Origin of the sequence: Streptomyces sp. NRRL S-337, from assembly GCF_000720175.1 — a bacterium.
GTDB classification, from domain to species: domain Bacteria; phylum Actinomycetota; class Actinomycetes; order Streptomycetales; family Streptomycetaceae; genus Streptomyces; species Streptomyces siderophoricus.
Genome location: NZ_JOIX01000121.1, coordinates 1 through 16,495 on the forward strand (window position 1 = coordinate 1; position 16,495 = coordinate 16,495).

Below are 16,495 nucleotides of genomic sequence, written 5' to 3' on the forward strand. Positions count from 1 at the left end.
TCGCCCAACTCGTCGCCTCCCTGCGCGCCCAAGGCGACGGCGGCCTGGACCACTCCGCCCTCCTCCGCGGCGTCGAACGCCTCTCCGGACACCCCACCGGGGCCTGACGTCCATGGCGGCGCAGCGGATCCCCGCCGTACAGGCGGCCGTGCAGACCCTGCGGGACGAGGGCGTCGACCTCGTCTTCGGCTGCCCCGGCGGCCCGCTGCTCCCGCTGTACGCGGCGATGGCGGAGGCCGGCGGTATCGCCCACCTGCCGGTGCGCCATGCCGAGGCCGCCGTGCACATGGCCGACGGCTGGGCCCGGACGAACGGCCGGGCCGGGGTCGTCGCGGTGGCCGCGGGGCCGGGAGCGGCCCGGCTGGTCGCCGGTCTGTGCGCGGCGGCCGAGGACGCGGTCCCGCTGGTGTGCCTCACCGGCCGGCCGACCGCCGCCGGGCCGCCGCGCCGGGCGGCCCACCGTCCGCCGGACCTGGTCCGGCTGGCCGCTCCGGTCACCAAGCGGGCCGAGCGGATCGAGGATCCCGCGCGCATCCCGGGGGCTTTCCGTGAGGCCTTCCGGATCGCGCGGGAGGGCCGTCCCGGCCCGGTGCTGATCGACGTCCCGGCCGATCTGGCAGTGGCGGAGATTGCATCCGACGCGGGGCGGGCCACCGGTGGCGGCCGGTGGTCCGTCCCGCCGACCAGGGCGGCGGCGCCCGCGGGCCTGACGGCGGACCGGGGTCGGCAGGCCGATGCCGGTACCGTCCGCGGGGCGCCGCCCTGGTTCCTGACGGAACTCGGCGAGGTCTTCGGGGCCGGCCACGACCCGGCCACCGCGTCCGACACGTACCTGGTCAGCGGCGCCCTGGAGGCACCGTCCGGGGTCGGTCCGGGCGGCCCCCGGTTGCGGCACCTCTACGGCCGCAGCGGTCCGCCCGGCTGGGAGGTTCCGGCCGCGATCGGGGTCCGCAAGGCCCTGGACGGCCGGGGCGAGCGGGACGCCGAGGTCGTCGTGGTCCTCGACGGTGACGGGTTCCCGTCCCTGTCCGGGGAACTGGCCGCCGCGGCACGCTTCGACGCCCCGATGGTGCTGCTCCTGCACACCCCGGACCGGGCCGGCGAGGACTTCGCGGACCCCGTGAGGCTCGCCGAGGCGTACGGCTGCGCGGGCCGGGACGTCGTCGATCCGGCGGAGCTGCGCACGGCGGTCGAGTGGGCCCGCAAGGAGGCCGTCTCCACCCGGCGGCCGGTCCTGGTCGACGTCCGGACCGGTCCCCCGGTACGCCTTCCCGTCGGCCCGGCCGTCGAGCCGGTGCACGAGTACACCCACGGGCCTTAAGGCACCCGCCGAGGGCCCGGCCCCCCGAACTTCCGGGCGGTGGCCGCGCTGACACCTGTCCTGTCGCGCCCAGGCGCGGCCGCCGCCCGGAATACCCACCCAGGTTTGTTTCAACAAACTGTTGACGTTTGGTCGGAGCTCTTCTTACGCTCCGACATGCGGAAGTCAACTTCCGCGCTCTCGTACGGAAGGTCACCATGTCGAAGCCCACGCTGACGGCGCGCTTTCTCACTACGGAGGCTGGCGCCCCCGTCGCCGACAACCAGAACTCCGCCACCGCCGGCGTCGGCGGCCCGATCATCCTCCAGGACCAGCACCTGCTGGAGAAGCTCGCCCGCTTCAACCGCGAGCGCATCCCGGAGCGCGTGGTGCACGCCCGCGGGTCCGGCGCGTACGGCTACTTCGAGGTGACCGACGACGTCACGGCCTTCACCCGGGCCGCCTTCCTGAACACCGTCGGCAAGCGGACCGAGACGTTCCTCCGCTTCTCGACCGTCGCCGACAGCCTCGGCGGCCCGGACGCGGCCCGCGACCCGCGCGGCTTCGCCCTGAAGTTCTACACCGAGGAGGGTAACTACGACCTCGTCGGCAACAACACCCCGGTGTTCTTCATCAAGGACCCGATCAAGTTCCCCGACTTCATCCACTCGCAGAAGCGCGACCCCTTCACGGGCAAGCAGGAGCCGGACAACGTCTGGGACTTCTGGGCACACGCCCCAGAGGCCACCCACCAGATCACCTGGCTCATGGGCGACCGCGGCATCCCGGCCTCCTACCGCCACATGAACGGCTACGGCTCGCACACCTACCAGTGGACGAACGCCGACGGCGAGGCCTTCTTCGTCAAGTACCACTTCAAGACCAACCAGGGCATCCGCTGCCTGAGCAGCGAGCAGGGCGCCGAGCTGGCCGGCAAGGACCCCAACAGCCACCAGACCGACCTGCTGCAGTCCATCGAGCGGGGCGTGTACCCCTCCTGGACCCTCTACGTGCAGATCATGCCGACGGCCGAGGCGGCCGACTACCGCTTCAACCCGTTCGACCTGACGAAGGTGTGGCCGCACGCGGACTACCCGCTGCAGCGGGTCGGCCGGCTGGTCCTGGACCGCAACCCCGACAACGTCTTCGCCGAGGTCGAGCAGGCCGCCTTCTCGCCGAACAACTTCGTGCCCGGCATCGGCCCGTCCCCGGACAAGATGCTCCAGGGCCGGCTGTTCGCCTACGCCGACGCGCACCGCTACCGCCTGGGCGTCAACCACACCCAGCTGCCGGTGAACGCCCCCAAGGCGGCGAAGGCCAACAACTACGGCCGGGACGGCTTCATGGCGACCAACGCCTACGACCGGCACGCCAAGAACTACGAGCCGAACTCCTACGGCGGCCCGGTGCAGACGAACGAGGCGCTCTCCGCCCCGCTCGCCGTCGCCGGCCACACCGGCACCCACGAGGCGCCGCTGCACACCAAGGACGACCACTTCTTCCAGGCCGGCGAGCTCTACCGCCTGATGTCCGAGGACGAGAAGAAGCGCCTGGTGGACAACATCGCCGGCGGGCTCTCCCAGGTCAGCCGCGACGACGTGATCGAGAAGAACCTCGCCCACTTCCACGCCGCCGACCAGGATTACGGCAAGCGCGTCGAGGCCAGGGTCCGCGAGCTGCGCGAGGACTGACGGGAGGTCAGTCTCCTTGCGCACTCCGTACCGGCCGGCCCGTTGAGGGGTGGTCGGCCGGTACGGAGAGGTAGTGCGAGCTCCGCGGTTCACCGGGGAGCCCAGTGCGGTGGCAGTGCTCGCCCGACAGGAAAGGGCGAGCCACCTCCCCGCGCCGCGGAGCCCGCCTGCTCCCTCTTCCCCACCCCTCCCCCAGACTCCGTCCGGCGGTGCGATGTCCTGTCGCGCCCAACTCTCGCGCTGTCGGACGGGAACCACCACACAGGGCCCGGCATCCGTACGGTCACGGATCCCGGGCCTTGTGTCATGCCAGGGCCCTGCCCCTGTCGGGCTCGCTCCTGACGCCCCGCCGACCGGCTCCGTTGTGTACGCCGCCGTGCGCCGCCGTGCGCGCCGCGTGCGCCGTGGTTTCCGCCGCGGAATCTTCCCGTCCCGCGCCCTCTCGCCGTAATTCCCCCCACGGCACCCTTGTTTACGGAGACTATGGGACAGCAGCAGAACCCGACTGCCTGCCGCCCTACCGCCAGGAGCCGACCATGGCCGACAGCGTGCCGGTGCGGTGCCCCACGTGCCGCCGCGAGAACGCTTTCACCCCGCCCACCTTCCCGTGCGCATGCGGTGCCCCGCTGACGATGCCCGTGCTGCGCGGCGGGGTGCCGGTCGAGATAGTCCACCGCACCTGGCAGGCGTCCTGGGTGGAGGTGCGCTGCGACGTGTGCGGCCGGCACGACGAATGGCCGGCACCGGAGTCCGGCTGCGTGTGCGGCACGGTGGTCCGGGTCCCGGTCGTCCCGGCGCCCACCCCGCCCCCGCCGAACTTCCCCTCGCCCGCGCGGCCGGCCGCCGAGGCACCACCCGTCGCCGAGCCCCGGCGCGCGGTCCTCCGGCCGGCCTTCCGCCCGGTGACGATCCGTACCGCCCGTGACTGCGTCACCGCCGCCCAGCAGTATCTGAAGTGGCTGGGTTACGCCGACGTCGCCCGGGCCCAGGAACGCACCGCCGCCGGTGTGGACCTGCGGGGCACCGGCGTGGTGGCCCAGGTCGACCCGACCACCCGCGCCACCCAGCTCCGCGAGATCGAGTGCGTCTGGCTCAACGGCCTCAACGACTCGGCCATCGCGGTCTTCTTCTCGCTCGCCGGCTACGCCAGGGACGCCCGGAACCGCGCCGACGAACTGCACATACCGCTGTTCGTCATGGACCTCACGGGCACCCCGCAGCCGGTCAACGACCCGGCCGACGAGCTGATCAGGTACGGCGCGGCGCAACCGTGAGCCCGCCGCCCGTGAGCCCGCCGTCCACGCCACCGCCGGCGAGCCGCCGATGCGTTCGGCGATCAGGCCGTTGAGCCGCGGCGCGCTCCTCGACGCGCCCATCCCGCGGGCCGCGGGCCGCGGAAACCCGTTCGCCCGACGCCTCGGAACCGACGACACTGGCGGAGTGATCATCTCTGCCCCCTCGCCCGCCGAACTCCCCTTGCTGCGTGCCCTGGAACGCACCGCCGGCGAGTCCTTCCGCCACCTGGGCATGGCCCCGATCGCGGACGACGAACCGCCCTCGCTGACCGAGCTGACGCGATTCCAGCGGGCGGGCCGGGCCCTGGCCGCGTACGAGGGGCCCGGGCGGGGCGGCCGGCCGATCGGCTATCTCCTTTGGGAGCCGGTCGACGGCTGCACCCACATCGAGCAGGTGTCGGTGCACCCGGACCACGCTCGCCGGGGCATCGGGCGGGCCCTCATCGACCGGGCGGAGCGCGAGGGCGGCCCGGTGCCGCTGACCCTGACCACCTTCGTCGAGGTGCCGTGGAACGCGCCGTACTACGCCCGCCTCGGCTTCCGGGCGCTCACCGACGCCGAACTGACCCCCGGGCTCAGGGCGGTACGGGCGCACGAAGCGGCGCTGGGCCTGGACCGCTGGCCGCGGGTGTGCATGCGCCGCGAGCCGAGCATGCGGCCGGCCGGCCGCCACGGGCGCGACTGACGGCACGTCAGGAACCGGAACGGTCACGAACCTCACCCGCCCATAATGAGGACATGATCGACGCGAATGCGCTCCGGGACTACTGCCTGGCCTTCAACGGCGCGACCGAGGAATTCCCCTTCCCGCGCCACCAGGACGTCTGCACCTTCAAGGTCGGCGGCAAGATCTTCGCGCTGACGACGCTCACCGACGCACCGCTCAGCGTGAGCCTCAAGTGCGACCCGGAGCTGGCCGAGCGGCTACGGGCGGCCCACCCGGAAGTGGTGCCCGGCTACCACCTCAACAAGCGGCACTGGAACACCGTTTCCCTCGCCGGGGCGCTGCCCGATCAACTCGTCCGCGACATGATCGAGGACTCCTACGACCTGGTGGTCGCCTCGCTGCCGCGGGCCCAACGGCTGCTGCTCGACTGGCCCGGCGAGCCGCGGCGCCGCTGACCGCCCCACGGGCGAGCCCGCCAGGTGCCGCCGCAGCTCCCCGAACTCCTCACGCCGTGGCGCGACCTCGCCGGCCGCGCCACGGACCCCGCTCCGACCCCGGCCCCTCCCCCGGTCAGCCTGGGATACGTTCCCCACGGCTGACCCATCGGAAGGCCGGTCCCCGTTCAGGTGGTGCAGTCGTTCAGATGGTGCAGTCGTTCAGGTGGTGTAGTCCGCGTTGACCCGGACGTAGCCGGCGGACAGGTCGCAGCCGTAGACGGTCGCTTCGGCGGTTCCGAGGCCGAGGGTGATGGTGATCGAGACCTCGGGCTGCCGCATGGCGTCGGTGAGCGCGTCGAGGGTCTGCGGTGTGGGCTCCTCGGGATACACCTCGATGCCGCCGAACGCGACCGTGACGCGGTCCGGGGTGATGTCGCGGTCTTCGGTGTTCTTGCCGATGGCCATCACCACCCGGCCCCAGTTGGGATCGGCTCCGTGTACGGCCGTCTTGACCAGGGGTGAGTTCACCACGCTCTTGGCGATGCGCCGGGCCTGGGCCTCGTCCCGCGCCCGGCCGACCGTGACGCGCAGGAGCTTGGTCGCGCCCTCCCCGTCGCTGGCGAGCTGCCGGGTGAGGTCCAGGCACAGGTCGGTGAGCGCCGCGGTGAACTCCGCCGTGTCGACCGGCCCGGCCGCGCCGTTGGCGAGGACCGCGACGGTGTCGGAGGTGGAGGTGTCCGTGTCGACGCTCAGGCAGTGGAAGGTCCGGTCGACTGCCGTGCGCAGCGCCGTGTCCAGGTCGTCCGCCGGCAGATCGGCGTCGGTGAAGAGGTAGGCCAGCATCGTGGCCATGTTCGGCTCCAGCATGCCGACGCCCTTGGCGACACCGACGATCCGTGCGGCGCCGACCGTACGGACGGCGGTCTTCGGGCGGGTGTCGGTGGTCATCATGGCGCGGGCCACGTCCAGCGGCCCGGCCCCGAAGGCTCCGGGGCCGAGTCCGGCCGCGCCGTCGAAGTGGGCGCGGATCGTGTCCATCGGCAGTGGCCGCCCGATGACTCCGGTGGACCCGATGAGCACCTGGCGGTCGTCGATGCCCAGCAGGGCGGCGACCCGGCCGACGACTTCGGCGGCGTTGGCCTCGCCCTGGCGCCCGGTGGCGACGTTCGCGTTCTGCGCCAGCGTGGTGACGGCACGCAGGTCCCGCCCGGCGGCGTGCGCGCGGCTGAGCACGACGGCGGGGCCGGCGAAGAGGCTGCGGGTGAACATGGCGGCGCTGACCGCCGGGCGGTCCGAGGCGACGACCGAGATGTCATCGCCCTGGTCCCGCAGCCCGCCGTGGCCGGTGTAGGCGCGGAATCCGGTCGGCCAGGAGAGGGAGCCGGCCTCAACGCCGGACGGTGCTGCATTGATATGCGTCATGAAGCATATCTTTACGTCGCGGCGCGGGGGCGTCCAGTGATTTGCGGAGCCCTGGACGCCCCCACCCGGGCCGGCGCCTCACCACGGAGAACCGGTCAGGGCGCCACCTTCCCCGCCTTCCCCACCCCCTCCGCCAGCCGTTCGCGCAGCTCGACCTTGCGGACCTTGCCGCTGACGGTCATCGGGAAGGCATCGAGAATCTCCAGGTAGCGCGGCACCTTGTAGTGGGCGAGGCGGGAGCGGCAGTAGCGGGCCAACTCGTCGCGGGTGAGCGGGTCCTGGGGGTCGCGGAGGATGACGCAGGCGGCGATCTCCTCGCCGTACTTGTCGTCGGGGACGCCGACCACCTGGACATCGGCGATCTTGGGGTGGGTGTAGAGGAACTCCTCGATCTCCCGCGGGTAGACGTTCTCCCCACCCCTGATGATCATGTCCTTGATGCGGCCGACGATCCGGACGTAGCCGTCGTCGTTCATCACCGCGAGGTCGCCGGTGTGCATCCAGCGGGCCGGGTCGATGACCTCGGCGGTGCGCTCGGGCTCCTCCCAGTAGCCGAGCATCACGCTGTAGCCGCGGGTGCACAGCTCGCCCGGGGTGCCGCGCGGCACGGTCACCCCGCTCGCCGGGTCGACGACCTTGACCTCGATGTGCGGCAGCACCCGCCCCACCGTCGCGGTGCGGTGCTCCAGGTCGTCGTCGCGGCGGGTCTGGGTGGAGACCGGTGAGGTCTCGGTCATGCCGTAGCAGATGGCGACCTCGGCCATGTGCATCTCGGTGACCACCCGCTTCATGACCTCCTCGGGGCAGGGCGAGCCCGCCATGATGCCGGTGCGGAGGGAGGTCAGGTCGAAATCGGCGAAGTCCGGGTGGTTGAGCTCGGCGATGAACATGGTGGGCACGCCGTAGAGCGAGGTGCAGCGCTCGTCCTGGACGGCCTGCAGGGTGGCGCCGGCGTCGAAGGCGGGGGCCGGGATGACGATGCAGCCGCCGTGCGAGGTGATGCCGAGGTTGCCCATGACCATGCCGAAGCAGTGGTAGAAGGGCACCGGCAGACAGACCCGGTCCGCTTCGGTGTAGCCGAGCGTCTCGGCCACCCAGTAGCCGTTGTTGAGGATGTTGTGGTGCGAGAGGGTGGCGCCCTTGGGGAAGCCGGTGGTGCCCGAGGTGTACTGGATGTTGACCGGGTCGTCCGCGGTCAGCGCCTTCTCACACTCGGCGAGCCGGGTGTGCGGGACCCCGGCGCCGGCGGCCAGCAGCCCGCCCCAGGTGGGGTCACCGATGTAGACCACATCGCGCAGCGCCGGGCTCTCGGCGCGGACCTGCTCGATCATCCGGCGGTAGTCGCTCGTCCGGTGCCGCGGCACCGAGACCAGGACGGTGATGCCGGCCTGCTGGAGGACGTACGCCAACTCGTGCACCCGGTAGGCCGGGTTGACATTCACGAGGATGGCGCCGATCTTGGCGGTGGCGTACTGGACGAGCACCCATTCGGCGCAGTTGGGCGCCCAGATGCCGACCCGGTCGCCCTTGCCGACCCCCTTGGCGAGCAGACCGAGCGCCACCTCGTCGACGGCCCGGCCGAGTTCGGCATAGGTCCAGCGGCGGCCGCTGGCCCTCTCGACCAGCGCCTCACGGTCACCGCACCGGGCGATGGTGCGGGCCAGGTCGGCGCCGATGGTGTGCCCGAGCAGCGGCCGCTCGGCGGCCCCGCTGGCGTACGACAGCTCCTGGTGCGACGGGCTCATCGGTGGTTCTCCTCCCAGTACGCGGCACCACCGCCGCCCGGCGCGGTGCGCGCGGGCGGTTCACTGCGGCTGAGGGTGCCGGGGACGGTCTTCGGCAGGACGGCGACCTCAGGACGCCGGATGCGCGGGTAAGGGGCCGGGACTTCGGGGGTGCGCTCGGTGATCGTCTTCATGGTCGCCGAACTTTTCGGCCGGGGACCGATGCGTCCCCGTGACTCAAGGGGCGACGGCATCACTCCACCCTTCGGCGGCGCCTCCCCCGGCGCCTTCACCACTGCGTTCATCAGCTGCTCCCAGAAGCCCGACATCGGCCATCGCTGCCATGACACCCGCAAGGTTGCCCGCCGGAGGGGACGAGCCGCTCCAAGGACACCCGATGCGCGCCGTGTACAGGATGGCGTCCGACGTGCCCGGACGGGGCCACAACCACCCATCCGTTCGCCCCGCGAAGAAAAGTTCGAGCCTGTCCGGGTTGCCTCAGCGGACGGCCTCGGCGTTCCCGCTGGGGGCGGGTGCGCCGAGGCCGGGAGAGGGAGCGGTTCAGCGGTGGGTGGTGAAGCGCCGCTCGAAGGCGGCGAAGGCGGCTTCCTGCCGCCACTGGACGGCCGCCCTGGGACTGGACGCGAGCAGCTGCCGGCAGGCGGGACCGGGCGATCCGGTGCCGGGGAGCCGGCCACGGCAGGCGTCGACGGGCCGGTAGCCGTCCCGCGTCGGGTTGCCCCGCCACAGGCTGCGGCCGGGCAGGAAGGCGTACTGCAGTGAGGCCCGGGCCAGGTCCTTCAGGTCGCCGTAGCCGAGGTGGTACGTCGTGGACGCGTACCGGTACTCGTGGGAGATGTCGATCCGGGAGATGCCGGGGTCGTCGGTGGCCAGCACGATCGGCACCCCGTACGCGCGGTAGGTCGCGAAGGGGTGCTCGGCGCCCTTGACGCCGAGGATCTGGGCGTTGCTGGTGAAGGGGACCTCGACGGCCACCTGGCGGGTGGCCATGGTCCTCGCCAGCTCCTGCCAGTTGTCCTCGTGGACCAGGTCGACACCGTGGCCGATGCGCTCGGCGTGGGCGAGGGTGACGGCCTGGTGGATGTGGAACCTCAGGTCTTCCGGTTTGACCAGGCCCGGCCACAGCTCGCCGGCGTGCAGGGTGAGGTGGGCGCGCGGATACCTGTGGCGCAGGAAGTCGAGCATCCGCATCTGGCTGGTGTAGTTGCGCAGCGAGCTGTCCCAGTCCTCGGGTGCCACCAGGTTGACGGCGGTGAACCGCGGGTCCCGCTCGGCCAGCCGCATACCGAGCTCCATCTGCGTGAACACCCGCTCGGGGCTGCTGCCCCGGGACACCTGGGCGTTCCAGCGCACGGTCAGGCGGCAGCCGGGTGCGGGACGGGAGGTGCCGCAGTGCGAGGTGGTACGGAACTCGGCGTCCGCGGCGTCGGCCTCCTTGCGGGCGGTGGCCACCAGGCGGTCCAGCTTGCCGTCGGCGACCAGCGCCTGGTGCATACGGCCGAGGTCACCCTGCCAACCGACCTGGTCGGCAAGGTGCTTGGCCTCCTCGGAGGCGGGGGTGACCAGCGTTTCCAGGTAGAACTGGTTCTGGGCGACGATGTCGTCGGCGACCCTCGACAGCAGCTTGCCGCGGTGACGCCAGGTCACCTCCCCGAACTTCCCGAAGGCGTCGAAGAAGTGGTCGTGCCCCGACCGGCCCGGCGGGAAGTCCTGCATGGACCAGGCGCGCACCAGCGCGTCATGGAACGCCCGGTCGGTCCGGGCGTCCGCAGCCGGTCGCTTCCCCGGACCGCACGGCGGCACGACCGCGGTCATCGTCTTCTCGTCGATGCACAGTCCGTCCTCGGCGGCGAGTTCGATCAGGTACTCGGTGGGGACGGCGCCGGACAGGTGGTTGTGCAGATCACCGCCCTTGGGCAGGCGCCGGAAGAAATCGCGGAGCCGGGTCGGCTCCTGGCGGATGGACTCCAGATAGGTGGCGGTGCGCGCTTCGGCCGCGGAACGCGGACGTGCGGAAGGCGCCGACTGTGTACGGGAGTTGGCCGGCTGGGCGGCGGCGGGCAGGGCGGACAGGAGCGTCAGCAGGCTGAGGGTGGCCAGACCGGCCCGAAGAGCCCGGCGACGGTCCATGGCACGAGGGCGATCACCATTCACGAGCGCCATCGTGAAGGCTCGACGAGGCCGCGCGAAGCCCCTTTTCGGCAAGTTACCCCGGACGGGAACCGCACGCGTGGCGCCTGAGGCGCAAGTGGCCGCGGGAGGACATCAAGGTGGCGGCCGTCCGGGGTGAGCCGGTTCCCAGGGACCGGCCGTCGGTGGTGCGGTCGAGTGCTCAGCCGGCGGTGCCGAGGAGAACCCCCGGCTCCGCCCGGTACCGGCCCGGGGCGGTGCCGTACTCCCGTTTGAAGGCCTTGGCGAACGCGAACTCCGAGGTGTAGCCGGTCCGTTGGGCGATGACGCGGAGCGGCTGGTCCCCTTCGCGCAGCAGACGGCCGGCCAGGGTCAGCCGCCACCACGTCAGATAGCCGAGCGGCGGCTCGCCGACGAGAGCGGTGAAGCGTTTCGCGAAGGCCGCCCGGGACAGGCCCGCCACCGCGCCCAGTTCCTCCACGGTCCAGAGGTGGGCCGGATCGTGGTGGATCGCGCTCAGCGCCCGTCCGATCGACGGGTCGCGCAAGGCCACCGCCCAGCCGTTCGTGGCCTTGGCGTGTTCCTCGTACCAGGCCCGCAGGATGTACAGCAGGGCGGTGTCGAGCAGGTTGCAGACGGCGGCCTCCGCCCCGGGCCGGGGGTGGGCCGTCTCGGTGCGGAGCAGGTCCAGTACCGCGCCCAGCGGCCGGCCGTGGGTGGGCAGCCGGACCACGCCGGGCAGACACGTCAACAGCGGGTGGGGACGGGAGCGGTTCAGGCGGTAGGCACCGCAGAGCGTCAGCGTGCGGGGCGTCCCGTCGTCGGGCGTGTCCGGGCCGGACGGCCACGAGCCGTCCGGGTTCTGGCGGACCTCGATCAGCGGGGTTTCCGGGTCGTCGGCCAGGCCGTGCCCGACTCCGTGGACGAACGCGAGGTCACCGGCGGTGAGCCGGAGCGGCGGGCTGCCGTCCTCGGGCAGCATCCAGCAGGAGCCCTCCAGCACGGCGTGGAAACCGACGCCGGTCGTGGCCGGGAAGCGCACGCCCCACGATCCGTGCCGCTGCTTGCGGGAGGCGTGCGGCCGCCCGGTGCGCATCGCGGTGATCGCGTCGCTGAGTACGTCCATGCCGGTGAGCGTACCGAGGAGACGCCTGCACATGATCGCGAGACGTTGTGGCATGGGCCGGCGAACGTGCTCTCCGTACGGTGAATCCACGCCCCCTCGACGGAGGCGAAATCCCCTCCTTCCCAGGTCATTTACGCATGCCCCATGACAGACGTATGACGGAAACGGATTCACGATGATGATGGCCCAGCAAGTGGTGTTCGACGAGCTCGGTGGCCCGGAAGTGCTGCGGATCGAGGACGTGGAACTCGGTGCGCCCGGCCCGGGCGAGGTGTTGCTCCGCGTGGACGCACTCGGCCTCAACCGGGCGGAGGCCCTGTTCCGTGTCGGCGGCTACTACTACCGGCCCACCCTGCCGGGGTCCCGGATCGGCTACGAGGCGGCCGGGGAGGTGCTGGCAGTCGGAGCAGGCGTGACCGGCTTCTCGGTGGGCGACCCGGTGCTGACGGCGGGCGCGGGTGACATGAGCACCAACGGCGTGTATGGCGACCACCTGCGCCTGCCGGCCGACAGCGTGCTCCGTCGCCCCGGCGGCACGGACGCGGCGACGGGGGCCGCCCTCTGGCTGTCGTACAGCACCGCTTACGGCGCGCTGGTGGAGAAGGGCGGGCTGCGGCCGGGCGACACCGTGCTGATCACCGCCGCCTCCAGCAGCGTGGGGGTGGCGGCGATCCAGATAGCCCGTCACCTCGGCGCGATCCCGGTGGCCGTCACCCGCAGCGCGGCGAAGCGGGAGCGTCTGGCGCAGCTCGGCGCGGCGCATGTGATCGCGCTCGACGAGGGCGGGCTGCTCGACCAGGTCGCCGAGGTCACCGGCGGGCGCGGGGCCGAGATCGTCTTCGACCCGGTGTCCGGCCCCGGACTGGCGGAGGTCGCCCGGGCGGTCGCACCGGGCGGGCTGCTGATCGTCTACGGCTGGCTCGACCCGAGGCCGGCGCCCCTGCCGCTCAACTGGACCCTGCGCATCCTCGGTTACGGCAACCTCCAGGTCACCGGCGACCCGGAGGTGCGGCGCCGGGTCTGGCACTTCCTGGACGCCGGCCTACGGGCGGGCACCCTGGATCCGGTCATCGACCGCACCTTCGACTTCGAGGAGATCGTCGAGGCGCACCGCCATCTGGAGTCCAACAGCCAGATCGGCAAGATCGTGGTGACGGTGCGCCGCTAGGTTCTGTCGTCAAATGTCACGCCCACATCAGCAGGGCTGCGAGGGTGACTGCTGCTTGGTAGGACTCGGTGGTCTTGTCGTACCGGGTGGCGATGCCGCGCCACTGCTTCAGCTTGTTGAAGCATCGTTCCACCACGTTGCGCCGCTTGTAGGCGTCGCGGTCGAAGGCGGGGGGCCGTCCACCACGGCCGCCGCGGTTCAACCGGTTGCGGACCTGGTCGGCTCGCTCGGGAATGGTGTGGCTGATCCCGCGCCGACGTAGCCAGCTGCGGATCGCCCTGGAGCTGTAGCCCTTGTCGCCCAGGACGTGCGAGGGCCGCACCCGGGGCCGCCCCGGCCCCATCCTGGGCACCCGGATCGCCTCCATCACGGCGATGAACTGCGTGCAGTCGTTGGTGTTGCCGCCTGTGACGGTGAAGGCGAGCGGGCGGCCGGCGCCGTCGCAGGCCAGGTGAATCTTGCTGGTCAGGCCGCCTCGGGAGCGTCCGAGCGCCGGGTTGCGGAGCCCCCTTTTCGGGCGCCGGCGGCATGCTGGTGGGCGCGGACGATCGTGGAGTCGACCGACACCAGCCAGTCGATGTCCCCGGCGGCGTCGGCCCGGGACTGGGCGGCGCGGAGCATCCGCTCGAACGTGCCGTCCGCCGCCCACCGGCGAAAACGGGTGTGCAGCGTGGCCCACGGCCCATACCGCTCGGGCACGTCCCGCCAGGCCGTGCCTGTACGGAACTTCCACACGATCCCGTTGAGGACCCTGCGGTCGTCCAGCCGCTTGCGCCCACGCAACGACACGGGCAGCAACGGCCGGACGAACTCCCATTCGGCATCGGACAGTTCATGGCGACGTATCACCCGACCATGATCCACCAGTCAAGATCTTTTGACGACAGACCCTAGCGGTCCCCGAGCCCGCGGACGGGGGAATGGACGGGGTGACAGGTGATGTTCCATTGATCATGACAAACGATCCGCGCACGATCACCAACCCGGCCGCTCTCCACGACCCGACGCCGTTCGGCTACAGCCACGCCGCCTCGGCGCCCGGCGAAATCATCTTCGTCGCCGGCCAGTACGCGTCCGACGCCACCGGCTCGCCGGTGCCCGGTGACTTCGCCGCCCAGGTGGAACTCGCCTTCGACCGGCTCGGGTTGGCGCTCGAAGGCGTCGGGCTCGGCTTCGACCACGTCGTCCGGCTCGGGACGTACGTCGTGGACCACGACACCGACAAACTGGAGGTCCTCGGCAAGGCGCTGCACGCGCGCTTCGGTGAGCGGCTGCCGGCCCAGACGCTGAGCGGTGTCGCAGCTCTCGCGCTGCCCGGCATGCTGTTCGAGGTCGATGCGATCGCCGTACGGCCGACCCCGCCGGCCGCCACCTGACGGCCCGGCACGGCGGCGGGGCACGGTGCCGCCGTACGGCCCGCCGCTCCGCCCCGCCGCCCCCGGACACGCGAGGAGCAACGTACGTCCCTCAGTTCACCCCTCGCTCGACCCCCGGCCAATACGGCTGCCGGAGCTTGAACTTCTGGATCTTGCCGGTGGCCGTACGGGGAATGGACTCGCGGAACTCCACGGAGGTCGGGGCCTTGTAGCCGGCCAGGTGCTGCTTGCAGTGGGCGATGATGTCGGACTCGTCGGCCGTCGCGCCCTCGGCGAGGACCACCAGGGCCTTGATCGTCTCGCCCCACTTCTCGTGCGGCACACCGATGACGGCGACCTCGGCGACCGCCGGGTGGCTGAAGATCGTGTCCTCCACCTCGATCGACGACACGTTCTCACCGCCGGTGATGATCACGTCCTTCTTCCGGTCGGAGATGGTGAGGTGGCCGTCGCCGGGCTCGAGGGTGCCGCCGTCGCCGGTGTGGAACCAGCCGCCCTCCAGGGCCTCCGCCGTCTCCTCCGGCTTGTCCCAGTACCCGTCGAGCACCGTGTTGGAGCGGGCCAGGACCTCACCGGACTCCGAGACCTTCAGCTGCACCCCCAGCGCGGGCAGCCCCGCACGGGACAGCTTGCGCGCCCGTTCCTCGGCGGGGAGGGCGGCATCGGCCGGCCGGGTGCGGTTGAAGGTGAGCAGCGGTGAGGTCTCGGTCAGGCCGTAGAGCTGGGTGAACTCCCAGCCCAGTTCCTCCTCCACGCGCTGGATGGTCCTGGTCGGCGGCGGTGCCCCCGCGCAGACGATCCGCACGCGGTCGCGGCCCGGGATCTCGCCCTCCCAGGTCGCCGCCGCGTCGAGCACCATGTTCCAGACCGCCGGGGCACCGCACATGAGGGTGACCCCGTGCTCGTCGACGCGCCGCAGGATCTCGGCGCCGTCGACCTTGCGCAGCACCACCTGCTTGACGCCGAGACCCGCCATCACGTACGGCATGCCCCAGCCGTTGCAGTGGAACATCGGCAGGGTATGCAGGTATACGTCGCCTTCCCACACCCGGGTGTGCAGCCCGAAGGTCATGCCGTTGACCCAGATGTTGCGGTGGGTCAGCTGCACACCCTTGGGGCGGGCCGTGGTACCCGACGTGTAGTTGATCGTCGCGGTGGCGTCCTCGTCCGGCTGCGACCACGGGCGCGGCTCGACCCCGAACCGCATCAGCCCGGTCTCCGTCTGCTCGCCGAGGACGAAGCGGTGAGGCGCCTTGACCTCGGACAATCCGTCGTCGAGCTCCGGGTCGACGAGCAGGACCGAGGCCCCGCTCTGCGCCACCACGTAGTCAACCTCTTCCGGCTTGAGGCGGAAGTTGACCGGGACGCAGATGCGGCCGCTCATCGGCACCGCGAACAACAGCTCCAGCAGGCGCGCGGAGTTGTGGCTCACCACGGCTACCCGCTCGCCCTCACCGACCCCGAGGGCGTCCAGTCCCGCCTGCCAGGCACGGACCCGTTCGGCGAACCGCCCGTAGCTCGCCACGGGCACCGGCGGGGCGGGCTGCCGCGGCTCGTCGACCACGCCGGGGCTGCCCCGGAAGCCCAGCTCCGCACGGTCGAGGAAGTCCGCGATCGTCATCGGTGTCCGCATGTGCGCTCTCCTGTGTATTCGGATGGACCGGGTACCCACATCTGCCAGCTGAGAGCCTGCCACGTACGTCTGTGCTGCGCGCCCACGTGGCTGTCTGTCCCGCCGCGGGGCTCGCTCGCCGTTGCGCTTTGCGGTGCCCCGTACGTACCTGTCTGCGGCGCCGCGGGGCGTCTCGCCGTTGCGCCTGCGGCGGGCTGGGTTTGTTGTGGGTGCGGTGACGGACCTCCGGGGCCGATTGTGTGGACTGCTGACGCTTTACGTCCACACAACCGGCCCCTCCGGCCCGTCCCCTCCCGGTTGAGGGAGTGTGTAGGTGAGTGGGGGCGCGCGTTGTGCCCCGTACACCTGCCCTCGCTGGTCAGCGGGAATACCTCCCCCGCGTGTCCGGTTGTGGCCCCGCAGGGGGCCCTCGCGACCCTTACGGGATCTGTTCGACCCACCCCTACGGGACCTCCCCCACGCCCACCCCCACCCACCCTCCCCTTTTCCCCTTACGGGAGGGGAC

Annotated in this window: 13 protein-coding genes and 2 pseudogenes; 8 read left to right on the plus strand and 7 right to left on the minus strand. The window is 71.7% G+C overall.

Annotated elements, in window-relative coordinates; all coding sequences use genetic code 11:
* The 6 genes and pseudogenes from IG62_RS46850 to IG62_RS0139335 form a co-directional block, all read left to right on the plus strand.
* Positions 1 to 107: pseudogene (locus IG62_RS46850) on the plus strand (2-hydroxy-3-oxopropionate reductase); the annotation flags it as partial.
* Positions 108 to 112: 5 nt separating this feature from the next.
* On the plus strand, positions 113 to 1,321 hold the full coding sequence (locus IG62_RS0139315; protein ID WP_063755432.1) for a thiamine pyrophosphate-binding protein: 1,209 nt from the start codon (positions 113 to 115) through the stop codon (positions 1,319 to 1,321).
* Between the two features lie 212 nt (positions 1,322 to 1,533).
* Complete coding sequence (locus tag IG62_RS0139320; protein ID WP_037840416.1) at positions 1,534 to 2,991, plus strand: catalase; 1,458 nt, start codon at positions 1,534 to 1,536, stop codon at positions 2,989 to 2,991.
* A 536-nt stretch (positions 2,992 to 3,527) separates the two neighbouring features.
* Entirely contained in the window at positions 3,528 to 4,265 is a 738-nt protein-coding gene (locus tag IG62_RS0139325) for a hypothetical protein (RefSeq protein ID WP_030815515.1), read from the plus strand.
* 166 nt (positions 4,266 to 4,431) lie between these two features.
* The gene (locus IG62_RS0139330; protein WP_030815518.1) at positions 4,432 to 4,971 is read left to right on the plus strand and encodes a GNAT family N-acetyltransferase; all 540 of its coding nucleotides are present in this window, start codon (positions 4,432 to 4,434) and stop codon (positions 4,969 to 4,971) included.
* Between the two features lie 53 nt (positions 4,972 to 5,024).
* Complete coding sequence (locus IG62_RS0139335; protein WP_030815520.1) at positions 5,025 to 5,408, plus strand: MmcQ/YjbR family DNA-binding protein; 384 nt, start codon at positions 5,025 to 5,027, stop codon at positions 5,406 to 5,408.
* Positions 5,409 to 5,609: 201 nt separating this feature from the next.
* Here IG62_RS0139335 and argJ read toward each other — a convergent pair whose 3' ends face one another.
* From argJ to IG62_RS0139360, 5 genes are all read right to left on the minus strand, one after another.
* The gene (gene argJ / locus IG62_RS0139340) at positions 5,610 to 6,812 is read right to left on the minus strand and encodes a bifunctional glutamate N-acetyltransferase/amino-acid acetyltransferase ArgJ (RefSeq protein WP_030815523.1); all 1,203 of its coding nucleotides are present in this window, start codon (positions 6,810 to 6,812) and stop codon (positions 5,610 to 5,612) included.
* A 95-nt stretch (positions 6,813 to 6,907) separates the two neighbouring features.
* Entirely contained in the window at positions 6,908 to 8,557 is a 1,650-nt protein-coding gene (locus tag IG62_RS0139345; RefSeq protein WP_030815526.1) for an AMP-binding protein, read from the minus strand.
* Complete coding sequence (locus IG62_RS47555; protein WP_158795183.1) at positions 8,554 to 8,730, minus strand: hypothetical protein; 177 nt, start codon at positions 8,728 to 8,730, stop codon at positions 8,554 to 8,556. Before IG62_RS47555 ends, IG62_RS0139345 begins: the two co-directional genes overlap by 4 nt.
* Before the next feature lie 367 nt (positions 8,731 to 9,097).
* A complete protein-coding gene (locus tag IG62_RS0139355) occupies positions 9,098 to 10,687 on the minus strand; it encodes an adenosine deaminase family protein (protein ID WP_030815529.1) in 1,590 nt (529 codons plus the stop codon).
* A 202-nt stretch (positions 10,688 to 10,889) separates the two neighbouring features.
* Complete coding sequence (locus tag IG62_RS0139360; protein ID WP_030815532.1) at positions 10,890 to 11,813, minus strand: AraC family transcriptional regulator; 924 nt, start codon at positions 11,811 to 11,813, stop codon at positions 10,890 to 10,892.
* A 175-nt stretch (positions 11,814 to 11,988) separates the two neighbouring features.
* On the opposite strand from IG62_RS0139360, the gene IG62_RS0139365 reads away from it, so the two are divergent.
* A complete protein-coding gene (locus tag IG62_RS0139365) occupies positions 11,989 to 12,981 on the plus strand; it encodes a zinc-dependent alcohol dehydrogenase family protein (RefSeq protein ID WP_324604671.1) in 993 nt (330 codons plus the stop codon).
* A 16-nt stretch (positions 12,982 to 12,997) separates the two neighbouring features.
* Here the strand turns inward: IG62_RS0139365 and IG62_RS45770 are convergent.
* Positions 12,998 to 13,827: pseudogene (locus IG62_RS45770) on the minus strand (IS5 family transposase).
* A gap of 107 nt (positions 13,828 to 13,934) precedes the next feature.
* Here IG62_RS45770 and IG62_RS0139380 point away from each other — a divergent pair.
* Positions 13,935 to 14,357 carry a RidA family protein gene (locus IG62_RS0139380; protein WP_030815543.1) on the plus strand — a complete coding sequence of 141 codons (423 nt, stop codon included), beginning with the start codon at positions 13,935 to 13,937 and terminating at the stop codon, positions 14,355 to 14,357.
* A 91-nt stretch (positions 14,358 to 14,448) separates the two neighbouring features.
* On the opposite strand, the gene IG62_RS0139385 is transcribed toward IG62_RS0139380, so the two are convergent.
* Complete coding sequence (locus IG62_RS0139385; RefSeq protein ID WP_030815546.1) at positions 14,449 to 15,990, minus strand: AMP-binding protein; 1,542 nt, start codon at positions 15,988 to 15,990, stop codon at positions 14,449 to 14,451.
* Positions 15,991 to 16,495: the final 505 nt, after the last annotated feature.